Consider the following 22,211-nt stretch of genomic DNA (forward strand, 5'->3'; position numbering starts at 1 on the left):
GGCGCACCCTACGTCGTCAATACTCCTCCGGCAGCAGCAGCGTCGTCACGCTCCGGTCGCCCTCGGTGATGAGCCAGATGCGGTTGTCGAACTCATCTATTGACTCAGACTCGGAAGCAGACGCGGCGCAGGCACCGGTTTGAAGCGGCAATCGGTAGACCGACAGCACACGCAACCCCTGCTCGACAGCGTCCTCGTTGGTTTGCACGTCCCCTGGGTCGATTTCTCCCCAGTCACCAGTCACATGCTTGGCGAGCAGCACGAAGGGATTGCTGTTGGTGGCGTGTATGAGCGCCAAAGCGCCCGGAGTCGCAACAACCCGGCCCAGTGCGAAGCGCAGTGAGGCATCTGGTGTGAGGAAGGCGCTTAGAAAGTCTTTCACTTGAAATCTCCATGGAAAAGAAACGCCCATGCAGCAGCCGCACCAAGCCCCAAGGGGCAAGGCGCAGCAGTCGAAAAAGGCGCGGGGGATGGAAACGAAAACGGCCGCCAAAACCAGCGTCAAAAAAGCGCTGGCTCGGCGGCCATCAGGGGCTACAGGCGGCGGTGCGCCTGCATACGGGCAAGGTCTTGCCTAGCTTTCGCCGGCAGGTTTTCTACCCGTGGGTATATTTTAGCACAAAAACAACACTTTTGTATTCAGTTCTCGACTTTTCTCGGGAGTCGAAAAAGCCCCTGTTTTGAAGGCTTTTTGGCACGCCGTGCAGGGGGTGCCAAAGGTAGCTTACGCGGCCTTCAGCGGGCTCGGGCGGGCCGCTAGCCAGCGCGGCAACCAAGCCGCTTGCCCAGCAAAGGCCACTGCCGACCAGTAGCGCCCAGCGCTTGGGGGCAAACCAAAACATGGGCAAAACCATGGCATGCGGCCCAACAGCCCACGCCAAGCCCCGGAGCAAAACAAAAAGCCCCAGTAGCAAAACTGCTACTGGGGCTTGTGTTTGGCGGAGTGGACGGGACTCGAACCCGCGACCCCCGGCGTGACAGGCCGGTATTCTAACCAACTGAACTACCACTCCTGGTAGACAACGTTCGTTCCTTGCGGAACCGAGTGTTGACGACTCGTGCCGACTTCACCGAAGTGAAACTGGCGACCCTACGGGGATTCGAACCCCGGTAGCCACCGTGAAAGGGTGGTGTCCTAGGCCTCTAGACGATAGGGTCAAAACCTTGGACGTGCTGCGATCAGCATCTCTAACCTACTCGACACTTTGATGGTGGAGGTAAACGGGATCGAACCGATGACCTCTTGCATGCCATGCAAGCGCTCTCCCAGCTGAGCTATACCCCCGTGTGGGTGTCGAGCCTCGAATTATAGCCCGATTTTTCAGGCCTTTTTCAATCGCTCGATAACTTTTTCGCGGGAAAAAATTTCGAGCACTGAATCGAGGGACGGTGTCTGCGATGTTCCCATCACAAGCACTCGTACTGGCATCGCTAACACGGGCATTTTCAGCGCGTGTGTCGCGAGGACTTCCTTGATCATAACTGCGATTTCGGCCCTCTCCCAGGCGACCGTCATCAATTTTTCAACGAGTGTTGCGATCGCGGGCTTCACTGCATCGGTGATGTGCTGCGCGCGGTCCGCATCGCTCACTTCGATGTCCGAATAGAACGCCGCAGCCCAACCTGCGAGCGCCACAGTCGTATCGCAACGGTCCTTGAAGAGCGCGCAGATCGCAGGCAAACGTGCGTCGGCGACGATGCCGCGCTTTTGCAACTGCGCTGCAACAAGCGGCGCGAGCTCCTCGCCGCTCTTGGCCTTGATGTACTGCGCATTCACCCATGCGAGCTTGGCCGCGTCCCACTGCGCGGGGCTCTTCGACAGGTGCGATCCGTCGAACCAGCTCACCATCTGCTCGCGCGTGAAGAGCTCGTCGTCGCCGTGGCTCCAGCCCAGGCGCGCGAGGTAGTTGAGCATGGCTTCGGGCAGGTAGCCGTTGTCCTCGTACGCGGTGACGCTCACGGCACCGCGGCGCTTCGAGAGCTTCTGTCCGTCGTCGCCAAGAATCACGGGCACATGGCCGAACTGCGGCAGCGGTGCGCCGAGCGCGCGGAAGATGTTGATCTGCCACGGCGTGTTGTTGATGTGCTCATCGCCGCGGAACACGTGCGTGATGTTCATGTCCCAGTCGTCGACCACCACCGCGAAGTTGTAGGTGGGCACACCATCAGGCCGCAGGATGATCAGGTCATCGATCTCGCGGTTGTTGATGGTGATCTCGCCTTTGACGAGGTCGTTCCACGTCACGTCGCCCTCGGGCGGATTGCAGAAGCGCACCACGGGCGGCACACCTTCGGGCACGGGCGGGAGCACCTTGCCCGGCGCCGGACGCCAGCGGCGGTCGTACAGCGTCTTCTCGCCGCGCGCGCGCTGCGCTTCGCGCATCTCGTCGAGTTCGGCCGGCGTGCAGTAGCAGTGGTAGGCCGTGCCGGCCGCGAGCATCTGCGCGATGACTTCGCGGTAGCGCTCGAGGCGCTGCATCTGGTAGATCGGGCCTTCGTCGTAGTCGAGGCCGAGCCAGTGCATCGACGCGAGGATCTGGTCGGTCGAGTCCTGCGTGGAACGGGCCACGTCGGTGTCCTCGATGCGCAGCACGAACTCGCCGCCGTGGTGGCGCGCGTAGGCCCACGAATAGAGTGCGGTGCGCGCCGTGCCCAGGTGCAGAAAGCCGGTGGGAGACGGTGCGATGCGGGTGCGAACTTTGCCGGTCATGAAATGAAAAATCAGGAAGTCAGGGTGCTCAGGCCGCGCGAAAGGTCGGCCGTGATGTCGTCGATGTATTCGAGGCCGACCGCGAGGCGGATCAACCCCTGGCTGATGCCGGCGGCCTGGCGCTGCACTTCGGTCAGGCGGCCGTGCGAGGTCGTGCCGGGGTGCGTGATGATGGTCTTGGTGTCGCCCAGGTTGGTGGCGATGCTCACGACGCGCGTGCTGTTGATCACGTGGAAGGCGTTGGCGCGCGCGGCGTCGGGCGTGTCGCCGACCACGTCGAACGACACCACCGCCCCGCCCTGCCCCGACTGCTGGCGCATCGCGAGTTCGTGCTGTCCATGCGAGGCAAGACCGGGGTAGTACACGCGCGCAATGCCGGGCTGCTGCTCGAGCCACTGCGCCACGGCCAGCGCATTCGCGCATTGCGCCTTCATGCGAATGCCGAGCGTTTCCATGCCCTTGAGCACGACCCACGCATTGAATGGCGACAGCGCCATGCCGGCGGTGCGCACCACGGGGCCGAAGACATCGACGATGAGCTTCGACGGACCACAGATCGCGCCAGCCATCACACGGCCCTGACCGTCGAGGTACTTGGTGCCCGAATGGATGATGAGGTCAGCGCCCAGCTCAGCCGGCCGCTGCAGGATCGGCGTGCAGAAGCAGTTGTCGACCGCGAGCAGCGCGCCCACGCCGTGGGCCAGGTCGGCCAATGCCTGGATGTCGCAGACTTCCGTCAGCGGGTTGGTCGGCGTTTCTGCGAAGAGCAGCTTGGTGTTGGGCTTGAGCGCCGCGCGCCATTCGGCCACGTCGGTCTGCGAGACGAAGGTGGTCTCGACGCCGAACTTGGCGAACTCCTTGCCGAACAGATTCAGCGTGGAGCCGAACACCGAGCGCGAGCAGATCACGTGGTCACCGGCCTTGAGCAGGCCCATGCACATCATGAGGATCGCGCCCATGCCGGTCGAGGCGCCGATGGCGGCCTCGGTGCCTTCGAGCGCGGCCAGGCGCTGCTCGAAGCTGGCGACCGTCGGGTTCGAGGTGCGCGAGTAGGTGAAGCCGGCCTCGGTGCCGGCGAAGCGGCGGGCCGAGGTTTCGGCGTCGGGCTGCACGAAGCCGCTCGTGAGGAACAGGGCCTCCGAGTGCTCGCCGTGCTGGCTAGGCGCCAGGCCGGTGCGCAGCGCGAGGGTGTCGCGGTGCAGGCCGGGTGGCAAGGTGCGTTCGTCTTGGCTCACGTCGGCCCTCTCTTCTTTCTCTTACTCGCTGGGGTTCGGCAGGGCGAGGCGCGAAGCGTCTTCTTCGTTTTCCTCGATGCGCGGACGGTTGCCGTTCATGCGCGAGATGGCGGCGGTGTCGATGTCGCCGGTCACGTACACGCCGTCGAAGCACGAGGCGTCGAAACCGGCGAGCTTCGGATTGAGCGAGCCGATGGCGCGCTTCATGGCGTCGACATCCTGGTAGATCAGCGCATCGCAGCCGATGAGCTCGCGGATTTCCTCGACGGTGCGGTCGTGCGCCACGAGTTCGTCCTTGGTCGGCATGTCGATGCCGTAGACGTTGGGGTAGCGCACCGGCGGCGCGGCGCTGGCCAGGTAGACCTTGCGCGCGCCGGCGTCGCGCGCCATCTGCACGATCTCGCGGCTGGTGGTGCCGCGCACGATGGAGTCGTCGACCAGCAGCACGTTGCGGCCCTTGAATTCGCTGCCGATCACGTTGAGCTTCTGGCGCACCGACTTCTTGCGAACGCCCTGCCCCGGCATGATGAAGGTGCGGCCCACGTAGCGGTTCTTCACGAAGCCTTCGCGGTACGGAATACCCAGGAGGTGCGCGAGCTGCGTGGCGCTCGGGCGGCTCGACTCGGGAATCGGGATGATCACGTCGATCTGGTTCGGCGGCACGGTCGAGACCACGCGCTTGGCCAGCGTCTCGCCCAGGTTCAGGCGCGCCTGATAGACCGAGATGCCGTCGAGCACCGAGTCGGGACGCGCGAGGTACACGAACTCGAAGATGCACGGGTTGAGCGACGCACCTTCGGCGCACTGCATCGAGTGCACGTTGCCTTCGAGGTCGATGAACACGGCCTCGCCCGGTTCGATGTTGCGTTCGAACACGTGGCCCGAGCCTTCGAGCGCGACCGATTCGCTGGCCACCATGACGGTACCGTCGGCGCTGCGGCCCATGCACAGCGGGCGGATGCCGTAGGGGTCGCGGAAGGCCAGCAGGCCGTGGCCGGCGATCAGCGAGACCACGGCGTACGAGCCGCGCAGGCGCTTGTAGACGTTCTTGACGGCGGCGAACACCTCGGCCGGATGCAGCGGCACGCCGCGCGAGGAACGCTCGACTTCGTGGGCCAGCACGTTGAGCAGCACTTCGGAGTCGCTCTCGGTGTTGGTATGACGGTGGTCGGTGGAGAACAGCTCCGCACGCAGGGCGTGCGCATTGGTCAGGTTGCCGTTGTGCACCAGCACGATGCCGAAGGGCGCGTTCACGTAGAAGGGCTGCGCCTCTTCTTCGCTGTAGGCGTTGCCCGCGGTCGGGTAGCGCACCTGGCCCAGGCCCACGTTGCCCGGCAGCGCGCGCATGTTGCGGGTGCGGAACACGTCGCGCACCATGCCCTTGGCCTTGTGCATGAAGAACTTGCGTTCCAGCAAGGTCACGATGCCGGCCGCGTCCTGGCCACGGTGCTGCAGCAGCAGCAGCGCGTCATAGAGCAGCTGGTTGACGGGTGCGTTGCTGACAACGCCGACGATTCCACACATGAACGATTCCTCTCAGGGCAGGTAGCTTGCCAACTTTTCAGGCAGCGAGGGTTTGAGGCCCTGCAATGCCGCATCGAGAACAATGGCGCTGCGCGATTCGTGCCACCAGGCACTGTCGCTCAACGCCAGCAAATGAACAACGACCGCCAGCACGAGCAGGGCCACCGCCCCCCGTGCCGCGCCGAACGCTGCTCCCAAAATCCGGTCCACCGGCCGCAGGCCGACCGCGGCGATCAGCTTGCGCGTGAGGGCTGCCGCCAGCCCCACGCCGAACGCCACCGCCACGAACACCAGCACGAAGGCCAGCGGGTAGCGCCAGGTGGCCTGCGGGTCGCCGAACGGCAGCCAGGCCGCCACGTCGGAGGCCACCCACTGGGCCACGATGAAGGCGGCCACCCAGCCGATCAGCGAAATCACTTCGAACACGAGGCCGCGCACCAGCCCGAACAGCATCGACAGCACGATGAGCGCGATGGCGATCCAGTCGAGCAGGGCCACGGCAATGAACTACAGGCAGCGGGCGACGGCGGTGCTTACAACGTGAGGATGGCTGCGGCCAAAGACAAGCCCTTGACCCGGTCCGCGGCCTTCTCGGCCTCGGCACGCGAGGCGAACGGCCCGACACGCACACGCGTGCGCTCGCCGTCGGTCGTCTTGGCGACGTGTACGTAGGTCTTGAGGCCGGCGCGCTCGAGCTTCTGGCGCACTTCGCGCGCCTTGTCGGCATCGGCGAAAGCGCCGACCTGCACGACGAAGCGGCCGTTGTCGTCGGCGGCCGGCTTGGGCGCGGCGGCGGGCGGCTTGCCTTCGAGCAGCGCGCGGGCGCGGGCGCCGTCGTCGGCGTTCGCGGCGGGCTTGGCGGGTTCCGGCTTCGGCTTGGGCTCGGGCTTCGGTTCAGGCTTTTTCGGCTCCGGCTTGGGTTCGGGCTTCGGCTCGGGTTTGGGTTCCGGCTTGGGTTCGGGCTTCTTCGGCTCCACGGCGGGCTTGGGCGCCGCCGGGGTGGCGGGCACGGTCGTGCCGGGCTCGATCACGGTGCCGTCGGCGGTCTCGGTGATCATGCCGCCGGCCGACGAGGCTGCCGCCACGCGGGAGCTGCCGTCGGACGACGACGAAGGCGCGCTGCTCGTCGCGGGCGCCGGCGTGGCGGGCACGGGCAACGGCTTGGCCTTGTTGCGATCAGGAATCTCGATCGGGATGTCGACCGGCACGGGGCGCGGCTGGGTGTCGAACAGCAGCGGAAAGCCGATCACGCCGACCAGCACCAGCACCGCTGCGCCGAGCAGCCGATGGCGCGCACGCCGGCGCATGGATTCGACACTTTCCGCCGGCACCGCCGCGGGGGCGCTGCGTCCTTCGTTGCCTTGTGGGCCGCGCGCGCGGAACTTGAAAAACGCCATGAAGTTCGATCCCTGGAGGAGTGCAGCGAGGTGGTGCCCGATGGTGCCGGATGGGTGTGGACAGCCCGACGATCAGCCGCCTGGCAGCAGGTGTTTGGCTTGCAGCCGGGGGGTGCCGTTTTCGAGGACGCCACCCACGGTGAAGAACGATCCGAAGACCACGATTCTATCAGTGGCACCTGCCTGCTCGATGGCCGCGCGCAGGGCGTCCATCGGGCTCGCGTGCACGCTGCCCGAGGCGTCTTTGCGCGTGTTCTGGGCCTGCCACGCGGCCAGCAGATCGGCGGCCTTGGCGGCGCGCGGCGTAGGCAGGTCGGTGAAGTACCAGCGGTCGATCAGCGGCCCGATGCGCGCCAGGATGGGGGCGAGGTCCTTGTCGGCCATGACGCCGAACACGCCGTGCGTGGTGGGCGAAAAACCCATCGCGTCGAGGTTCTCGGCCAGCGCCGCGACGGCGTGCGCGTTGTGCGCCACGTCGAGCACTAGCGTGGGCTCGCCCGGCACGATCTGAAAGCGGCCCGGCAGCTCGACCATCGCGAGCCCGTTGCGCACCGCCTGCGCCGTGATCGGCAGCTGCGGGCGCAGTGCCTCGAGCGCCGCGAGCACGCCCGCCGCATTGAGCAACTGGTTGGCGCCGCGCAGCGCCGGGTAGGCCAGCCCGCTGTAGCGCCGGCCGCGGCCCGACCAGCCCCACTGCTGCTTGTCGCCCGAGACGTTGAAGTCGTGCCCGAAGCGCCACAGGTCGGCGCCGATGGCGTTGGCGTGGTCGATGACGCTTTGCGGCGGCACCGGATCGCTCACGATGGCGGGCTTGCCGGCGCGCAGGATGCCGGCCTTCTCGAAGCCGATGCTTTCGCGGTCGGGGCCGAGGTACTCCATGTGGTCCAGGTCGATGCTGGTGATGACCGCGCAGTCGGCGTCGATGATGTTCACCGCGTCGAGCCGGCCGCCCAGGCCGACCTCGAGGATCGCCACGTCGGGCTTCTCCTGGATCATGCAATGCAGGATGCCGAGCGTGGTGAACTCGAAGTAGGTCAGGGCCATGTCGCCACGGGCCTTTTCCACCACCTCGAAGCTTGCTATCAGTTTGGAAGCATCGACCGCTTCGCCCTTGAGCCGCAGCCGCTCCTCGAAGCGCACCAGGTGCGGCGAGGTGAACACGGCCGTGCGGTAGCCCGCGTGCGTCAGGATCGATTCGAGCATGGCGCAGGTCGAGCCCTTGCCATTGGTGCCCGCCACCGTGATGACGGGGCAGTCGAAACGCAGACCCAGACGCTGCGCCATTTCTTTGGCGCGATCGAGCCCGAGTTCGATCTTGTCGGGATGAAGGTGCTCGGCGCGCGCGAGCCAGTCGTTCAGGGTTTCCATGGAGGCCGGCATTGTCGCCGACCCGCCGCTCGCGGCATCATGGCGGCCATGACAACCCTATACGGCATTCCGAACTGCGACACCGTCAAGCGCGCCCGCGCCTGGCTCGACGACCATGGCGTGGCCTACGCCTTCCACGATTTCAAGAAACAGGGCGTGCCCGAGGCCGAGCTCGACCGCTGGCTCCAGGCCCCCGGCTGGGAGGCGCTGGTCAACCGCAAGGGCACCACCTGGCGCAAGCTGGACGAGGCCATGCGCGACGCGGTGGTCGACGCCGCCTCGGCCCGCCCCGTGCTGCTGGCCAACCCCAGCCTGATCAAGCGACCGGTGGTCGACTGGGGCCCGAAAGCCGGCGTAACGACCGGTTTCGACGCGTCAAGCTGGGCTGTGAACGCCGTGTAAACCCCGGAACCCCGTCCCGCCGGCGGGCCTCCAACCGGGATCTGCAGGAGAGAACACCATGAACAGACACGTTTTTCGCATCCTCACGGGGCTGTCGGCGGCCGGCCTGCTGGCCACGGGCGCCAGCGTCGTGCAGGCCCAGCAAGTGGTCCAGGCCCGCGTGATTTCCGCCACGCCGATCCGCGAAACGACCGGCAGCGACGTCAGCTACAACGTCACCTACGAATACCAGGGCCGCCAGTACACGACCCGCACCACCAGCCGGCCGGGCGCCACCATCCCGATCCAGGCCAGCGGCTACGGGGTGACCACGTCGGGCGTGACCACCGCGCCGGTCCAGCCCCAGTCGCAATTGCAGCCCTACCCGGTCGAGGCCAACAACGGCCCGCAGTACCAGGAACAGTACCAGCCGTACCCGCAACAGGGGCAGTACCAACAAGGTGCCAACTCCCCCTGGGACAGCGTCGTGCCCGAACCCGGCGTGGTGGTGTCCAACGCGCCCGCGCCGGTCTACGTGCAGCCGGCCCCGGTGTATGCCCCGCCCGTCTACGTGCAGCCCGCCTACACCTACCCGTATGCGCAGCCCTACGTCTACCCGCCGGTCGGCATCTCGCTGAACCTGGGCTATTCGCGCGGCTGGGGCGGTGGCGGCTACTACCGTGGCTATCGCGGATGGGGCGGCCATCGCCACGGCTGGCGCTACTGAGTTCCCCCACGGCGGGCCGGCTCGCCCGAGCCCCTAAAATCGAGGGCTTCTCCAACCCCGGGGGTGCTGCTGCCGCGGCGCGTCCCTCGATCCGCCGAACGCGCAGGCGCCGGCGCCATCCATCCAATGACGACGACTACCGACACCATCAACAGCGCCGCAGTGGCCACCAAGGCCAATGTGTATTTCGACGGCAAGTGCGTGAGCCACAACCTCACCCTGGCGGACGGCACCAAGAAATCGGTCGGCGTGGTCCTGCCCTCCACCCTCACCTTCAACACCGGCGCGCCTGAAATCATGGAAGGCACCGGCGGCAGCTGCGAATACCAGCTCGCGGGCACCAGCGAATGGATCGCCTCGGGCCCCGGCCAGAAGTTCAGCATTCCCGGCAATTCGAGCTTCCAGATCCGCGTGAGCGGCGAGCCCTACAGCTACATCTGCCACTTCGGTTGAAACGGAACCCCTGACATGTCGACCATTCTCCAAAACGTTCCCGCCGGCCAGAAGGTCGGCATCGCCTTCTCGGGCGGCCTGGACACCAGTGCGGCGCTGCACTGGATGAAGCTCAAGGGCGCGGTCCCCTACGCCTACACCGCCAACCTCGGCCAGCCCGACGAGCCCGACTACGACGAGATCCCGCGCAAGGCGATGCTCTACGGCGCCGAGAACGCCCGCCTGATCGACTGCCGCGCGCAGCTGGCCAACGAAGGCATCGCCGCCCTGCAGGCCGGCGCCTTCCACGTGACCACCGCCGGCGTGACCTACTTCAACACCACGCCGCTGGGCCGCGCGGTGACGGGCACCATGCTGGTGTCGGCCATGAAGGAAGACGACGTCCACATCTGGGGCGACGGCAGCACCTACAAGGGCAACGACATCGAGCGCTTCTACCGCTACGGCCTGCTCACCAACCCCGCGCTGAAGATCTACAAGCCCTGGCTCGACCAGGTCTTCATCGACGAGCTGGGCGGCCGCGCCGAAATGTCGGCGTTCATGCAAAAGGCCGGCTTCGCCTACAAGATGTCGTCCGAGAAGGCCTACTCGACCGACTCGAACATGCTGGGCGCCACGCACGAGGCGAAAGACCTCGAGCACCTGAACAGCGGCATGCAGATCGTGCAGCCCATCATGGGCGTGGCCTTCTGGAAGGACGAAGTCGAAGTCAAGCGCGAAACCGTGTCGGTGCGCTTCGAAGAAGGCGTGCCCGTCGCGCTGAACGGCGTGCGCTACACGAACCTGGTCGAGCTGATCCTCGAAGCCAACCGCATCGGCGGGCGCCACGGCCTGGGCATGAGCGACCAGATCGAGAACCGCATCATCGAGGCCAAGAGCCGCGGCATCTACGAAGCCCCCGGCCTGGCACTGCTGTTCATCGCCTACGAGCGCCTGGTCACCGGTATCCACAACGAAGACACGATCGAGCAGTACCGCGACAACGGCCGCCGCCTGGGCCGCCTGCTGTACCAGGGCCGCTGGTTCGACCCGCAGGCCATCATGCTGCGCGAAACGGCTCAGCGCTGGGTAGCACGCGCCATCACCGGCGAAGTGACGGTCGAGCTGCGCCGCGGCAACGACTACTCGATCCTGAACACCGAATCGGCCAACCTCACGTACAAGCCCGAGCGCCTGAGCATGGAAAAGGTCGAAGGCGCGTTCACGCCGCTGGACCGCATCGGCCAGCTCACGATGCGCAACCTGGACATCGTCGACACGCGCGAAAAGCTCGCGATCTACACGCGTGTGGGCCTGCTGTCGTCGGGCGAAGGTGCCTCGCTGCCGAAGCTGGCGAACGACGGCGACGCGAGCTGATCGATCCCTTCGCTGCCCTTGCCAACCGCGAGGGCAGCAATGACAACGGGCCCCTCGGGGCCCGTTTTTCTTTGGAAAGTGCACCCGGCGTCAGTCGCCGCCCCCTCCGCACCCGCCACCGCATCCACCGCCCCCATCGGACGCACCACCGCCGTCGCTGGAGCCGCCATCGCCGCTCCCGCTCGACTCGCTGCCGCCGAAGCCTCCGGCATCGCCCGAGCTGCCGCCGTCGGACGACGAATCGCCGAAGCTCGTGCCGCAGTGCGCGTCGGAGCCGATTTCGCGTTCGACCGCCCGGCAATCGGGGATGTAGTGGAAGCCGCCCGCAATCGCGAACTTGATGTCCAGCGCGAACAGCAGCGGCAGCCGCGCCGGATTGCGCGGGTCGATGCTTTCTTCCTTGCAGGCCCAGTACCAGGTGCGGCGCAGGCCGTCGTTGCGCCGGGCGTCCCTGCCCAGCACCTCGGCCGGGCTGTGGTGCAACATGCCGCCGAAGGCCGCCTTGCACCAGTTCTGGTAGCCCTGCGTGTGCAGGATGAACTCGTGCCACGCCGTGTCGACCACCCGCGAGGGCATGGCCACGAACTTGCGGTCGCTGCGCAGGTGCGCCATGAAGAACTGCCGCAGGCCGCGCAGCACCAGCTCGGCGTCGCGCCGGCTCAGTTGCGGATGCGCCGCCTGCAGCTTGCCGATCAGGAACGGCGGCAGCCGGGCCTCGCGGATGAACTGGCGGCGCAGGCTGGTTTCGAGGAACTTCAGCAGCGCCGCGATCAGCGCCGCCGCCAGGATCAGCGCCACCACCCGGCCCCAGTAGTGCGAGGCCAGGAACACACCCACCGCCGCGCCGGCGATCACCGCGCGACGCGCCCAGACCAGCGCGTCGATGCGCCGGCGGTAGTTCAGGTGCAGGAAGTCGAGATCCACCGCGTCAGGCCATCACCGCCTCAGACCACTACCGGCTCCGGCTCCAGCCGGATGCCGAAGCGCTCGTACACGCTGGTCTGGATCGCCTTGGCCAGCGTCATCACCTCGCCGCCGGTCACCGGGTTGGCCGAGCCGCCGCGGTTGACCAGCACCAGCGCCTGCTTTTCGTACACGCCGGCGTTGCCCACCGATTTGCCCTTCCAGCCGCAGGCGTCGATGAGCCAGCCGGCCGCGAGCTTGATGCTGCCGTCGTCCATCGGGTAGTGCACGATCTTGGGGTCGCGCGCGATGATGTCGGCGCACTGCTCGGGCGTGACGGTGGGGTTCTTGAAGAAGCTGCCGGCGTTGCCCAGCACGCGCCAGTCGGGCAGCTTGGCGCGGCGGATGGCGCAGATCCACTCGAAGATGTCGACCGCGCTGGGCGTGAAATTGCCGGTTTCTTCCATCTTGCGCTCGAGGTCGAGGTAGCCGACCACCGGCTTCCAGGGCTTGGGCAGCCGGAAGCGCACCCGCGTGATGACCGCGCGGCCCGCCAGGCCGAAATCGTTCGGGCCGCTGCGCACGTGCTTGAAGACCGAATCGCGGTAACCGAAGGCGCATTGCGCCGCATCGAGCGTGAAGGCGCGGCCGGTTTCGAGGTCGAAGGCGTCCAGCGAATCGAAGCGGTCCTGCAACTCGACGCCGTAGGCGCCGATGTTCTGCACCGGCGCGCCGCCCACGGTGCCGGGAATGAGCGCCAGGTTTTCGAGCCCCGGGTAGCCGCTGCGCACCATCCATTCGACGGTGTCGTGCCAGGTTTCGCCGGCGCCGGCCTCGACGATCCAGGCGCGCGGCGTCTCTTCGACCAGCCGCCGGCCCTTGATCTCGACCTTCAGCACCAGCGGCTTGACGTCGCCCGTGAGCACGATGTTGCTGCCGCCGCCGAGCACGAAACGGGGTTCGTCGCGCCAGGCCGGATCGGCGTGCAGCGCGGCCAGGTCGGCCTCGCTGGTGATGCGCGCCAGGTGCTGCGCGCGCGCGACGATGCCGAAGCTGTTGTAGGGCTGCAGCGGGACATTGGACTCCACGATCATGGGAGAATTGTCGCATTCAGTCCCCGTGCGTCCAGGAGAGCCTATGCCGTCTTTCGATACCGTCTGCGAGCCCAATCTGCCCGAAGTGAAGAATGCGGTCGAAAACACCGCCAAGGAAATCGCCACGCGCTTCGATTTCAAGGGCACCGCTGCCGCCGTCGAGCTCAAGGACAAGGAGATCACCATGATCGGCGACGCCGAGTTCCAGCTCGTGCAGGTCGAAGACATCCTTCGCAACAAGCTCACCAAGCGCAACGTCGACGTGCGCTTTCTCGACAAGGGCGACGTCCAGAAGATGGGCGGCGACAAGGTCAAGCAGGTCATCAAGATCAAGAACGGCATCGAGAGCGAGCAGGCCAAGAAGATCACCCGCATCGTCAAGGACAGCAAGCTCAAGGTGCAGGCCGCGATCCAGGGCGACGCCGTGCGCATCACCGGCGCCAAGCGCGACGACCTGCAGGCCGCCATGGCCCTCATCAAGAAGGACGTGCCCGACATGCCGCTGTCCTTCAACAACTTCCGCGACTGACCCGCGCATGAAGGCGCTCCTCGTCGCGGCGCTGTGGGCGGCCGCGGCCATGGCGGCGCACGCCGCCGACTCGGTCACGCTGACCGGCTCCATCGGCAGCCGCGCCATCCTCATCGTGAACGGCGCGCCGCCCAAGACGGTGGCGGTCGGGGAGACCTTCCAGGGCGTCAAGCTGGTGTCGCTGCAGGCCGACCAGGCGGTCGTCGAATCGGCGGGCAAGCGCTTCTCGCTGCGCATGGATTCGCCCGTGAGCATCGGCCGGGGCGGTATTGCCGGCAGCGGCGGCAACCGCATCGTGCTGCAGGCCGACAGCCGGGGCCACTACATGACGCAGGGCCAGATCAACGGCCGCGCCGTCACCTTCATGCTCGATACCGGCGCAACCACCATCGCGCTGTCGGCGGTCGATGCCCAGCGCATCGGGCTCGACTACAGCAAGGGGCAGCTGGTGCAGATGCGCACGGCCAACGGCAACGCTGCGGGCTACAGGCTGCGGCTGCAGAGCGTGCGCGTGGGCGACGTCGAGGTCTACGACATCGACGCCATCGTCTCGCAGCAGCCCATGCCCTTCGTGCTGCTGGGCAACAGCTTTCTCAACCGCTTCTCGATGCGGCGCGATGCCGACGAGATGATTCTCGAGAAGCGGTACTGAGACCGCTCCCGATCCGGCCTCAGGCCTGCGCGGCCGTGACGACGATCTCGATCTTGTAGGCCGCGTTGGCCATCTTGGCCTCCACGGTCGCGCGCGGCGGCGTGTTGCCGGCCGGAATCCACGCGTCCCACACCTCGTTCATGGCGCCGATGTCGCCGATGTCGGCCAGGAAGATCTGCGTCATGAGGATGCGCGACTTGTCGCTGCCGGCCTCGGCCAGCAGGCGGTCGACCATGCCGAGCACCTGCGCGGTCTGGCCGCGGATGTCCTGCGTGGTGTCGTCGGGCACCTGGCCCGCGAGGTAGATGGTGCCGTTGTGCACCGCGGTCTCGGACAGACGCGGGCCGACGTGGAAGCGGGTGATGGATGCCATGGTGAGTTCAAGCCTTTTTCTTCGAGCCGAGTTTCGACTCCGTGCCGGCCGCGAGCCGGCGGATGTTTTCGCGGTGCCGCCAGATCAGCAGCAGACTCATGATGATGATCGCAATCAGCACCGTGCGGTCGAGTGGCCACGCAATGTTTCCACCCAGCAGGTAGTAGGCCGGTGCGAAGAACGCCGCCACCAGCGACGACAGCGACGAATAGCGAAAGAAGATCGCGATGATCAGCCAGGTCGCGCCCGTGGCCAGCCCCAGCCAGGGTGCGATGCCCACCAGCACGCCGGCGGCCGTGGCCACGCCCTTGCCGCCCTGGAAGCCGAAGAACACCGGGTACAGGTGGCCCAGGAAGGCCGCCAGGCCCGCCAGCGCCGCCACGCCCTCGCCCAGCCCCCACTGCGCGCCGAACTGGCGGATCAGGAACACCGGCAGCCAGCCCTTCGCCGCGTCGAGCAGCAAGGTGGCCAGCGCGGCGCCCTTGTTGCCCGAGCGCAGCACGTTGGTGGCGCCGGGGTTGCCGCTGCCGTAGCTGCGCGGGTCGGCCATGCCGAGCGACTTGCTCACGATGACCGCAAACGACAGCGAACCGATCAGGTACGACGCCACGATGGCAAGGAGGGAAGGCAGATCGAAACTCAAGGCGGTCTCCGGGGAACGGATTGTTGTTGTGCGCCGCCGGCCTGCATGCCCGGCGGGAAAAAGACAAACGCCGGCTATTCTGCCAGCGCGCACTGCACGGGCTTGGCGCCCAGGAGCGTCACGCACACCTGCGGATCGATGCCCACGAGGTAGCCGCGCCGCCCGCCGTTGATCGCGATCTTCGGCAGTTCGAGCACGCTCGACTCGATGTAGACCGGCATCTCGCGCCGCGTGCCGAAGGGCGAGGTGCCGCCCACCATGTAGCCGCTGTGGCGCTGCGCCACCTCAGGCTTGCAGGGCTCGATCGACTTGGCGCCGATCTGCCGCGCGAGGTTCTTGGTCGACACCGTGCGGTTGCCGTGCATCAGCACGATCAGCGGCCTGGCGTCCTGGTCCTGCATCACCAGCGTCTTGACCACGGTGAATGGGTCGAAGCCCAACACCTGCGCGCTGTGCTGGGCGCCGCCGTGCTCCAGGTACTCGTAGGGGTGCTCGGTGAAGGCGACCTTGTTCGCCCGCAGCAGCTGGGTGGCGGGCGTCTCGGAAACGTGGGCTTTCTTGCTCACTTGCTCACTTGTTCGGGTCAGGCGGCGGGGTCGCGGATGTCCAGGCGGATCTTGTCGATCTCGGCCAGCACCTCGGCCGACAGCGTCGTGCCGTAGGCGTCCAGGTCTTCGTCGAGCTGCGCCACCGAGGTCACGCCGATGATCGTGCTCGCCACCTGCCACTTGGTGTAGCAGAAGGCCAGCGCGAGCTGCGTGGGGCTCAGGCCGTGGTCGCGTGCGAGCTGGTTGTAGCGCCGCGCCGCGCGCAGCGCGTCGGGCTTGCCCCAGCGCTGCTTGCGCACCGATTCGTAGCTCGAGATGCGCGCGCCCTTGGGCGCGTCGGGGCCTTCGATGCCACTCTGGTCGTACTTGCCCGTCAGCAGGCCGAAGGCCAGCGGCGAGTACGCCAGCAGCGACACGCCCAGCCGGTGCATGGTCTCGTCGAGCGCGTTCTCGTGCGCGCGGCTCACCAGGTTGTAGACGTTCTGCACCGACACCACGCGCGGCAGCCCGTGCTGCTCGGCCAGCCGCACGAACTCGTGCACGCCGTAGGGCGTCTCGTTCGACAGGCCGATGGTGCGCACCTTGCCCGCCTTCACCAGCTTGCCCAGCGCTTCGAGCTGGTCGTGGATCGGCGTCTGCGAGGTTTCCTTCTCGGGGTTGTAGTGGATGTTGCCGAACACCGGCACGTGGCGCTCGGGCCAGTGGATCTGGTACAGGTCGATCACGTCGGTCTGCAGGCGGCGCAAGCTGCCGTGGCACGAGGCCTCGATGTCGGCCGCCGTCATGCCCGTGCCTTCGCGCACCCAGGGCATGCCGCGCGAGGGGCCGGCCACCTTGGTCGCCAGCGTGATCTTCTGGCGCGTGCCGGGGTTGGCCGCAAACCAGTTGCCGATGATGGTTTCGGTCGCGCCGCAGGTTTCCTTGCTTGCCGGCACCGCGTACATCTCGGCCGTGTCGATGAAGTCGACGCCGCGCTCGAGCGAACGGTTCAATACAGCATGAGCCGTGGGCTCATCGACCTGCTCGCCGAAAGTCATGGTGCCGAGGCAGATCGGGGTGACGTGGAGGTCGCTCTGACCGAGTGGAATCTTTTTCATGCGCGGAATGCTAGCGCGCCCGCGCGGCAGGCGCTGCCCCGGCCCCGAGAAACCGAGCGCCGCCCTGTCCTGTGGCGGACTGCGCGCGGCGCGGCCTCTCCGTATCATCGAGCGCCATATGTACCAAGCCCTCCGCCCCTCGCGCAGCGAATTCGTGCCCGTGCGCAACCTGAACTACCACGTCCGCCTCTGGGGGCAACCGTCGAGCGAGCGCCCGCCGCTGGTGCTGGTGCATGGCTGGATGGACGTGGCGGCCTCCTGGCAGTTCGTGGTCGATGCCCTGAAGGACGACCGTTTCATCATCGCCCCCGACTGGCGCGGCTTCGGTCTCACCGACGGCGGCGGCGTCGACAACTACTGGCTGCCCGACTACCTGGCCGACCTCGAATGGCTGCTCGACCACTACGCCGGCGAAGGTGACGATGCCCGCCCGGTCGACCTCGTGGGCCACAGCATGGGCGGCAATGTCGCCATGCACTACGCGGGCGTGCGCCCGGCGCGCATCCGCCGCCTCGTCAACCTCGAAGGCTTCGGCATGCCCGCGCGCCAGCCCGCCGAGGCGCCCGCGCGCTACGGCCAGTGGATCGACGAGCTCAAGGGCCTGCACCGCGGCGAGAAGGCGCTCGCGGGCTATTCGGCGGTGGACGGCGTGGCGCGCCGCCTCATGAAGACCAACCCGCGCCTCACGCAGGACAAGGCCGACTGGCTGGCCGGCCACTGGTCGGCGCCGCAGGCCCAGCCCGACGGCAGCGCGCGCTGGCAGATCCTCGGCGAGGCCGCGCACAAGATCGTCAACGCCAACATCTTCCGCGTCGACGAAACACTGGCGCTCTATGCGCGCATCACCGCACCGACATTGATGGTCGAAGCCTCGGACGACAGCCTGCACGGCTGGTGGAAGGCCCGCTACACGCTCGCCGAGTTCCATGAGCGGCTGAAGTCCGTGCCTTCGGTGCGCATCGCGCAGCTCGACGACGCGGGCCACATGCTGCACCACGACCAGCCGCAGCGCGTGGCGCAGCTGATCGAAGACTTCCTGGCCTAGTTTTACTTCTGCGTGGCGCGGCGCAAGGCCGCACGCGCCAGCAGCCGCGTCGAATCCAGCGTCGGCAACGGCGAATTCGCGTCGTTCATGATCAGCGGGATCTCGGTGCAGCCGAGCACGACCGCATCGCAGCCCTCCTCGTCCTTCAAGCGCTGCATCACGCGCTGGAAGGTGGCCACGGCCTCGGGCTTGAAGATGCCGCAGACCAGCTCGTCCATGATGATCCGGCCGATCTCGGCGCGCTCTTCGACGGTGGGGCGCACGTATTCAAGGCCGCGCGCCGAGAGCTTCTCGGGATACACCTCACTGTCGGTCAGCCAGCGCGTGCCCGTGATGCCGATCCGGCGAAAGCCCCGGCGCACGGCCTCGTCGGCCACCACCTCGGCGATGTGCAGCCAGGGCCGCGGCGAACGCGGCGCGACGTGGTCGAAGGCCTGGTGGATGGTGTTGTCGGGGCAGATCAGGAAGTCCGCGCCCGCCGCGGCGAGCTTGTGCGCGGAGCCGAGCATCAGCGCGCCCACGCCCGCCAGGTCGCCCGCGTCCAGGCAGCGCGTGTACTCCGCGAGCGAGGGCGTGTGCATCGACACCTCGGGGTGCGCATGCGGGCCGAGCAGCGCCGCGCCCTCGATGCAGATGGTCTTGTAGCAAAGGGCCGCGCCTTCGGCGGAGCAGCCGACGATTCCGATGTGCAGGGTCATGGGGCGCATCCTACAAAAGCCGGCGCGGTTTATCCGGCCTGCGGATATGCAAGCGCGCAAATCTTCGTTCGCGGCGCGCGGCCTGCGTCCTAGAGTGCCCGACTCCCCTTGCCGTCTCCCGGAGTTGTCGCCATGCCTTCCCTTTCGCGCGCGCCCTCGTGGCTGCGCCGCCTTGCCCCGCTGTCCGGCGGGCTCGCACTGAGCCTGCTGCTGCTGGCCCCCGCCCACGCGGACGACCTGCGCGTCGGCTTCATGCCGGGCCCCTACCGCGACGCCTTCACCCACGGCATCGAGCCCCAGTTGAAGAAGCTGGGCTACAGCATCAAGTACGTCGAATTCAGCCAGGGCGTGCAGCCCAACGACGCGGTGGAGCGCGGGCAGATCGACGCCAACATCTTCCAGCACTCGCTGTACCTGAACGCCACCAACAAGCAGCAGGGCTTCGACCTCGTGCCCGTGGTGCACGTGCCGACGCCGCCCATGGGCCTGTATTCGCGGCGCCACAAGACGCTCGACGCCGTGCCCGACGGCGCCACCGTCACGCTGCCGGCCGACCCGGTGAATGCGGCGCGCGCGCTCAACATCCTCGCGGCGATCGGCTGGGTGACGCTCAAGCCGGGCGTGAGTCCGCTGAGCGTGTCGGAGCGCGACATCGCGAGCAACCCCAAGCGCCTGAAGATCGTGCCGCTGGACGCCGCGCAGGCGCCGCGCTCGCTGGCCGACGCCGACCTCGCGGCCGTGCAAGGCAACTTCGCCGTGGCCTCGGGCCTGAAGCTCACCGAGGCACTGAAGCTCGAAGACATGACGCTGCCCTACGTCAACGTCGTGGCGGTGAAGCGCAGCAACGAGCACGCGAAGTTCGCGAAGGACATCGCAGCGGCCTACCAGTCGCCCGCGTTCCAGACGTTCTTCAAGGCCAACCCCGTGTGGGCGGGCTACCGGCTGCCGGACTATTTCAGCCAATGAGCAACCACAACACCACCGCGCCGCGCCGGCAGCTGCACCTCAACGTCAACATCCTGCATTCCGGCTTCGTGCCCTCGGCATGGCGCCTGCCGGAGAGCGACCCGTGGGCCTTCGCCGACATCCAGCACTACATCCGCACCGCGCAGATCGCCGAGGCCGCCAAGCTCGACGCGGTGTTCCTGGCCGACAACGCCGCCATCGTCGACCAGATCCATTTCCGCCCGATCACCGCGCTGGAGCCCACCATCCTGCTGGCCTGCGTGGCCGCCGCGACCACGCACATCGGCCTCATCGCCACCGCTTCCACCAGCTACAACGAGCCCTACAACCTCGCGCGCCGCTTCGCCACGCTCGACCACGTGAGCGCCGGCCGTGCCGGCTGGAACATGGTGACCACGGCCGACCTGCCCTCGGCGCGCAACTTCGGCCTGGACACCACGCCCGACCATGCCAAGCGCTACGCCCGCGCCTCGGAGTTCGCCGACATCGTCAAGGCGCTGTGGGACAGCTGGGAAGACGACGCCTTCGTCGGCGACAAGGCCGCCGGCCGCTTCATCGACCCCGCCAAGGTGCACGCCCTCGCGCACCGCGGCGAGCACTTCGCGGTGCAGGGCCCGCTCAACCTGCCGCGCCCGCCGCAAGGCCACCCCGTGCTGGTGCAGGCCGGCGCCTCGGCCGACGGGCGCGAGCTCGCCTCGCGCCATGCCGAAGCCGTGTTCTCCGCCTCGCAATCCTTCGAAGAATCGCAGGCCTACGCACGCGCCCTCAAGACCCGCGCCGCCGAGCTGGGCCGCGGCCCCGACGCGGTGAAGGTGCTGGCCGGCCTCACCACCATCGTCGGCGCCACCGAAGCGCAGGCGCTTCGCCGCCGCGACGCGCTGGTCGACCTGATCCCGTGGGACTACAGCCTCACGCGCCTGGCCGGCACGCTGGGCATCACGCCCGACCGCCTGAAGCTCGACGAGCGCCTGCCCGACGACCTGCCGCTGCCCGGCAATGGCAACGGCAACCACACTTTTTTCAACGCCGTGGTCGCGGCCGGGCGCACGCACGGCTACACGGTGCGCCAGCTGATCCGCGAACTCGCAGGCGGCGGCGGGCACCGCGTGATCGTCGGCACGCCCGAGCAGATCGCCGACGACATCGAACGCTGGTTCAAGGGCGGCGCGGCCGACGGTTTCAACCTGATGCCCGACGCACTGCCGCACGGGCTGCAGGACTTCGTGGAAGGCGTGGTCCCGATCCTGCAGAAGCGAGGCATCTTTCGCACGGAATACGAGGGGCGCACGTTGCGCGACCACCTGGGGCTTGCGCGGCCTGCTGGGCGGGCGGCACAGCGGCTTGCAGCCTGAGGGCGGCGTTCACGCAAAGCGAACACCCACAGCGTGCCCTGTGCCCAGGACACTGGGTGCTTCCCGCAGCGAAATCAAGGAGGAGGCCGCAGGCCGGGGGACATTCGCGGAGGGAAGTACCCGGTGGCCTGGGCACGCGCCCCGAACAGTCGGCTCAGGCCTCCCACCACCCCTCGTCAAATCGCCCCTGCAAGAACGCCACAAACCCCGACACCTTCCCAGGCACCAGCTTGGGCGAAGGAAACACAGCGTGAATCTCCTGCTCAGGCAGCGCATGGTCCCCAAGGACGGCGTTCACCTTCCCCGCCGCCAGCGACTCGCTCGCCACATAGCGCGGCATCAACGCAATGCCCAGCCCATCACGCGCCGCAGCCAACACCGCCGACAGGTTGTTCGACCGGAAGCGCCCCGAGACCGGCACCGTCACCGGATCGCCCTTGGGCGTGTGCATGCGCCAGAACTCGTCGCCCACCACGCTGCTGTAGATCAGCGCCACGTGCGCGCTCAGGTCCTGCGCGCGCTTGGGCGTGCCGTGCTTCTTCAGGTAGGCCGGTGACGCCACCATGACCCACGGATTCGCGCCGAGGTAGCGCGCCCCCAGTGACGAATCGGCCAGCTTGCCCATGCGGATCGCCACGTCGATGCCCTGCGCAATGAGGTCGACATAGCGGTCCTCGAAGCTCAGGTCGAGCTGCACCTGCGGATGCCGGCGCATGTACTCCAGCGCCAGCGGCACCACCACGCGCCGCCCGAAGGCCACCGACGTGCCCACGCGCAACAGCCCCTGCGCCTGGTTCTGGCGCAACTGCACGATGCTGTCGGCCTCCTCCGCGTCGCGCACGATGGTCTTGCACTTCTCGTAGTACAGCGCGCCCGGCTCCGTGAGGCTCACGCCGCGTGTGTTGCGGTTGAGCAGCCGCACCTTCAGCCGCGCCTCCGTGGCCGCGACCTGCTTGGTCACGGTGGGTTGCGTGGTGTTGAACTCGCGCGCCGCCTTCGAGAAGCTCCCCGTCTCGACCACGCGCACGAACATTTCCATTGCCAATAGACGGTCCATGGCCGCATGGTAGCCAGTTATTCCACCACGGAATAGGTTTTATGGCCCCCAGCCGTCTTCTTGGAATGCGCCCCGCTTCCTACAGTGAGGCCACCTCAAGGAG

Annotated in this window: 24 protein-coding genes and 3 tRNA genes; 9 read left to right on the forward strand and 18 right to left on the reverse strand. The window is 67.3% G+C overall.

Annotated elements, in window-relative coordinates; all coding sequences use genetic code 11:
* Window positions 1-16 precede the first annotated feature (16 nt).
* From AC07YS_RS06775 to folC, 10 genes are all read right to left on the reverse strand, one after another.
* A complete protein-coding gene (locus AC07YS_RS06775) occupies window positions 17-382 on the reverse strand; it encodes a type I restriction endonuclease subunit M (protein WP_235944339.1) in 366 nt (121 codons plus the stop codon).
* A 554-nt stretch (window positions 383-936) separates the two neighbouring features.
* Window positions 937-1,013 (reverse strand) — tRNA-Asp (locus AC07YS_RS06780).
* Between the two features lie 69 nt (window positions 1,014-1,082).
* Window positions 1,083-1,158 (reverse strand) — tRNA-Glu (locus AC07YS_RS06785).
* 51 nt (window positions 1,159-1,209) lie between these two features.
* A tRNA-Ala gene (locus tag AC07YS_RS06790) sits at window positions 1,210-1,285 on the reverse strand.
* A 36-nt stretch (window positions 1,286-1,321) separates the two neighbouring features.
* Window positions 1,322-2,710, reverse strand: a complete 1,389-nt coding sequence (gltX, locus tag AC07YS_RS06795) for a glutamate--tRNA ligase (protein ID WP_495267534.1) — start codon at window positions 2,708-2,710, stop codon at window positions 1,322-1,324.
* An 11-nt stretch (window positions 2,711-2,721) separates the two neighbouring features.
* Entirely contained in the window at window positions 2,722-3,945 is a 1,224-nt protein-coding gene (locus AC07YS_RS06800) for an O-succinylhomoserine sulfhydrylase (protein ID WP_070062416.1), read from the reverse strand.
* A gap of 21 nt (window positions 3,946-3,966) precedes the next feature.
* A complete protein-coding gene (purF, locus tag AC07YS_RS06805; RefSeq protein WP_070062415.1) occupies window positions 3,967-5,469 on the reverse strand; it encodes an amidophosphoribosyltransferase in 1,503 nt (500 codons plus the stop codon).
* A gap of 12 nt (window positions 5,470-5,481) precedes the next feature.
* A complete protein-coding gene (locus tag AC07YS_RS06810; RefSeq protein ID WP_070062414.1) occupies window positions 5,482-5,967 on the reverse strand; it encodes a CvpA family protein in 486 nt (161 codons plus the stop codon).
* Window positions 5,968-6,002: 35 nt separating this feature from the next.
* The gene (locus AC07YS_RS06815; protein ID WP_495267533.1) at window positions 6,003-6,866 is read right to left on the reverse strand and encodes an SPOR domain-containing protein; all 864 of its coding nucleotides are present in this window, start codon (window positions 6,864-6,866) and stop codon (window positions 6,003-6,005) included.
* 72 nt (window positions 6,867-6,938) lie between these two features.
* Window positions 6,939-8,246, reverse strand: a complete 1,308-nt coding sequence (gene folC / locus AC07YS_RS06820; protein WP_095950847.1) for a bifunctional tetrahydrofolate synthase/dihydrofolate synthase — start codon at window positions 8,244-8,246, stop codon at window positions 6,939-6,941.
* Between the two features lie 36 nt (window positions 8,247-8,282).
* Between folC and AC07YS_RS06825 the strand changes: the two genes are divergently transcribed.
* The 4 genes from AC07YS_RS06825 (at window position 8,283) to argG (ending at window position 11,151) form a co-directional block, all read left to right on the forward strand.
* Complete coding sequence (locus tag AC07YS_RS06825; protein WP_495267532.1) at window positions 8,283-8,636, forward strand: ArsC family reductase; 354 nt, start codon at window positions 8,283-8,285, stop codon at window positions 8,634-8,636.
* 58 nt (window positions 8,637-8,694) lie between these two features.
* The gene (locus tag AC07YS_RS06830; RefSeq protein WP_159275757.1) at window positions 8,695-9,342 is read left to right on the forward strand and encodes a hypothetical protein; all 648 of its coding nucleotides are present in this window, start codon (window positions 8,695-8,697) and stop codon (window positions 9,340-9,342) included.
* 126 nt (window positions 9,343-9,468) lie between these two features.
* The gene (ppnP, locus tag AC07YS_RS06835; protein WP_062469962.1) at window positions 9,469-9,795 is read left to right on the forward strand and encodes a pyrimidine/purine nucleoside phosphorylase; all 327 of its coding nucleotides are present in this window, start codon (window positions 9,469-9,471) and stop codon (window positions 9,793-9,795) included.
* Window positions 9,796-9,810: 15 nt separating this feature from the next.
* Entirely contained in the window at window positions 9,811-11,151 is a 1,341-nt protein-coding gene (argG, locus tag AC07YS_RS06840; RefSeq protein WP_159273312.1) for an argininosuccinate synthase, read from the forward strand.
* Between the two features lie 90 nt (window positions 11,152-11,241).
* On the opposite strand, the gene AC07YS_RS06845 is transcribed toward argG, so the two are convergent.
* Window positions 11,242-12,075, reverse strand: a complete 834-nt coding sequence (locus tag AC07YS_RS06845; protein WP_495273668.1) for a glycine-rich domain-containing protein — start codon at window positions 12,073-12,075, stop codon at window positions 11,242-11,244.
* Between the two features lie 20 nt (window positions 12,076-12,095).
* A complete protein-coding gene (gene murB, locus AC07YS_RS06850; RefSeq protein WP_307588747.1) occupies window positions 12,096-13,148 on the reverse strand; it encodes a UDP-N-acetylmuramate dehydrogenase in 1,053 nt (350 codons plus the stop codon).
* Between the two features lie 43 nt (window positions 13,149-13,191).
* Between murB and AC07YS_RS06855 the strand changes: the two genes are divergently transcribed.
* Together AC07YS_RS06855 and AC07YS_RS06860 are read left to right on the forward strand one after the other, a co-directional pair.
* Window positions 13,192-13,677 carry a YajQ family cyclic di-GMP-binding protein gene (locus AC07YS_RS06855; RefSeq protein WP_493193539.1) on the forward strand — a complete coding sequence of 162 codons (486 nt, stop codon included), beginning with the start codon at window positions 13,192-13,194 and terminating at the stop codon, window positions 13,675-13,677.
* Between the two features lie 7 nt (window positions 13,678-13,684).
* The gene (locus tag AC07YS_RS06860; RefSeq protein ID WP_062469972.1) at window positions 13,685-14,329 is read left to right on the forward strand and encodes a retropepsin-like aspartic protease family protein; all 645 of its coding nucleotides are present in this window, start codon (window positions 13,685-13,687) and stop codon (window positions 14,327-14,329) included.
* Window positions 14,330-14,348: 19 nt separating this feature from the next.
* On the opposite strand, the gene AC07YS_RS06865 is transcribed toward AC07YS_RS06860, so the two are convergent.
* The 4 genes from AC07YS_RS06865 to AC07YS_RS06880 all read right to left on the reverse strand — a co-directional run bounded on the left by AC07YS_RS06865 (window position 14,349) and on the right by AC07YS_RS06880 (window position 16,990).
* Complete coding sequence (locus tag AC07YS_RS06865; protein WP_070062404.1) at window positions 14,349-14,702, reverse strand: RidA family protein; 354 nt, start codon at window positions 14,700-14,702, stop codon at window positions 14,349-14,351.
* Between the two features lie 7 nt (window positions 14,703-14,709).
* Complete coding sequence (gene plsY / locus AC07YS_RS06870; RefSeq protein WP_062469978.1) at window positions 14,710-15,345, reverse strand: glycerol-3-phosphate 1-O-acyltransferase PlsY; 636 nt, start codon at window positions 15,343-15,345, stop codon at window positions 14,710-14,712.
* A 74-nt stretch (window positions 15,346-15,419) separates the two neighbouring features.
* Entirely contained in the window at window positions 15,420-15,911 is a 492-nt protein-coding gene (locus AC07YS_RS06875) for an aminoacyl-tRNA deacylase (protein WP_495269826.1), read from the reverse strand.
* A gap of 17 nt (window positions 15,912-15,928) precedes the next feature.
* Window positions 15,929-16,990: an aldo/keto reductase gene (locus AC07YS_RS06880; RefSeq protein WP_062469984.1), complete on the reverse strand. Its 1,062-nt coding sequence runs from the start codon at window positions 16,988-16,990 to the stop codon at window positions 15,929-15,931.
* Between the two features lie 118 nt (window positions 16,991-17,108).
* Between AC07YS_RS06880 and AC07YS_RS06885 the strand changes: the two genes are divergently transcribed.
* On the forward strand, window positions 17,109-18,035 hold the full coding sequence (locus AC07YS_RS06885) for an alpha/beta fold hydrolase (RefSeq protein WP_495269825.1): 927 nt from the start codon (window positions 17,109-17,111) through the stop codon (window positions 18,033-18,035).
* A gap of 2 nt (window positions 18,036-18,037) precedes the next feature.
* Here AC07YS_RS06885 and AC07YS_RS06890 read toward each other — a convergent pair whose 3' ends face one another.
* The gene (locus AC07YS_RS06890; protein WP_495269824.1) at window positions 18,038-18,733 is read right to left on the reverse strand and encodes an aspartate/glutamate racemase family protein; all 696 of its coding nucleotides are present in this window, start codon (window positions 18,731-18,733) and stop codon (window positions 18,038-18,040) included.
* 132 nt (window positions 18,734-18,865) lie between these two features.
* On the opposite strand from AC07YS_RS06890, the gene AC07YS_RS06895 reads away from it, so the two are divergent.
* Together AC07YS_RS06895 and AC07YS_RS06900 are read left to right on the forward strand one after the other, a co-directional pair.
* Window positions 18,866-19,699 (forward strand): MetQ/NlpA family ABC transporter substrate-binding protein, encoded by an 834-nt coding sequence (locus tag AC07YS_RS06895; protein ID WP_495269823.1) that lies wholly within the window; start codon window positions 18,866-18,868, stop codon window positions 19,697-19,699.
* A complete protein-coding gene (locus tag AC07YS_RS06900) occupies window positions 19,696-21,051 on the forward strand; it encodes an LLM class flavin-dependent oxidoreductase (protein ID WP_139702037.1) in 1,356 nt (451 codons plus the stop codon). The genes AC07YS_RS06895 and AC07YS_RS06900 overlap by 4 nt, the downstream gene beginning before the upstream one ends.
* Before the next feature lie 154 nt (window positions 21,052-21,205).
* On the opposite strand, the gene AC07YS_RS06905 is transcribed toward AC07YS_RS06900, so the two are convergent.
* Window positions 21,206-22,108 carry a LysR family transcriptional regulator gene (locus tag AC07YS_RS06905; RefSeq protein WP_062473378.1) on the reverse strand — a complete coding sequence of 301 codons (903 nt, stop codon included), beginning with the start codon at window positions 22,106-22,108 and terminating at the stop codon, window positions 21,206-21,208.
* Window positions 22,109-22,211 lie beyond the last annotated feature (103 nt).

Source organism: Variovorax sp. GW458-11-26-14-LB1 (genome assembly GCF_059423965.1).

Coding starts and splice junctions, on each gene's coding strand:
- folC (WP_095950847.1), bottom strand. CDS start 8,246: ATGCCGGCCTCCATGGAAACCCTGAACGACTGGCTCGCGCGCGCCGAG.
- purF (WP_070062415.1), bottom strand. CDS start 5,469: ATGTGTGGAATCGTCGGCGTTGTCAGCAACGCACCCGTCAACCAGCTG.
- argG (WP_159273312.1), top strand. CDS start 9,811: ATGTCGACCATTCTCCAAAACGTTCCCGCCGGCCAGAAGGTCGGCATC.
- AC07YS_RS06890 (WP_495269824.1), bottom strand. CDS start 18,733: ATGACCCTGCACATCGGAATCGTCGGCTGCTCCGCCGAAGGCGCGGCC.
- AC07YS_RS06855 (WP_493193539.1), top strand. CDS start 13,192: ATGCCGTCTTTCGATACCGTCTGCGAGCCCAATCTGCCCGAAGTGAAG.
- AC07YS_RS06815 (WP_495267533.1), bottom strand. CDS start 6,866: ATGGCGTTTTTCAAGTTCCGCGCGCGCGGCCCACAAGGCAACGAAGGA.
- AC07YS_RS06825 (WP_495267532.1), top strand. CDS start 8,283: ATGACAACCCTATACGGCATTCCGAACTGCGACACCGTCAAGCGCGCC.
- AC07YS_RS06865 (WP_070062404.1), bottom strand. CDS start 14,702: ATGGCATCCATCACCCGCTTCCACGTCGGCCCGCGTCTGTCCGAGACC.
- AC07YS_RS06860 (WP_062469972.1), top strand. CDS start 13,685: ATGAAGGCGCTCCTCGTCGCGGCGCTGTGGGCGGCCGCGGCCATGGCG.
- gltX (WP_495267534.1), bottom strand. CDS start 2,710: ATGACCGGCAAAGTTCGCACCCGCATCGCACCGTCTCCCACCGGCTTT.
- AC07YS_RS06830 (WP_159275757.1), top strand. CDS start 8,695: ATGAACAGACACGTTTTTCGCATCCTCACGGGGCTGTCGGCGGCCGGC.
- AC07YS_RS06880 (WP_062469984.1), bottom strand. CDS start 16,990: ATGAAAAAGATTCCACTCGGTCAGAGCGACCTCCACGTCACCCCGATC.
- AC07YS_RS06885 (WP_495269825.1), top strand. CDS start 17,109: ATGTACCAAGCCCTCCGCCCCTCGCGCAGCGAATTCGTGCCCGTGCGC.
- AC07YS_RS06900 (WP_139702037.1), top strand. CDS start 19,696: ATGAGCAACCACAACACCACCGCGCCGCGCCGGCAGCTGCACCTCAAC.
- AC07YS_RS06905 (WP_062473378.1), bottom strand. CDS start 22,108: ATGGACCGTCTATTGGCAATGGAAATGTTCGTGCGCGTGGTCGAGACG.
- AC07YS_RS06895 (WP_495269823.1), top strand. CDS start 18,866: ATGCCTTCCCTTTCGCGCGCGCCCTCGTGGCTGCGCCGCCTTGCCCCG.
- ppnP (WP_062469962.1), top strand. CDS start 9,469: ATGACGACGACTACCGACACCATCAACAGCGCCGCAGTGGCCACCAAG.
- murB (WP_307588747.1), bottom strand. CDS start 13,148: ATGATCGTGGAGTCCAATGTCCCGCTGCAGCCCTACAACAGCTTCGGC.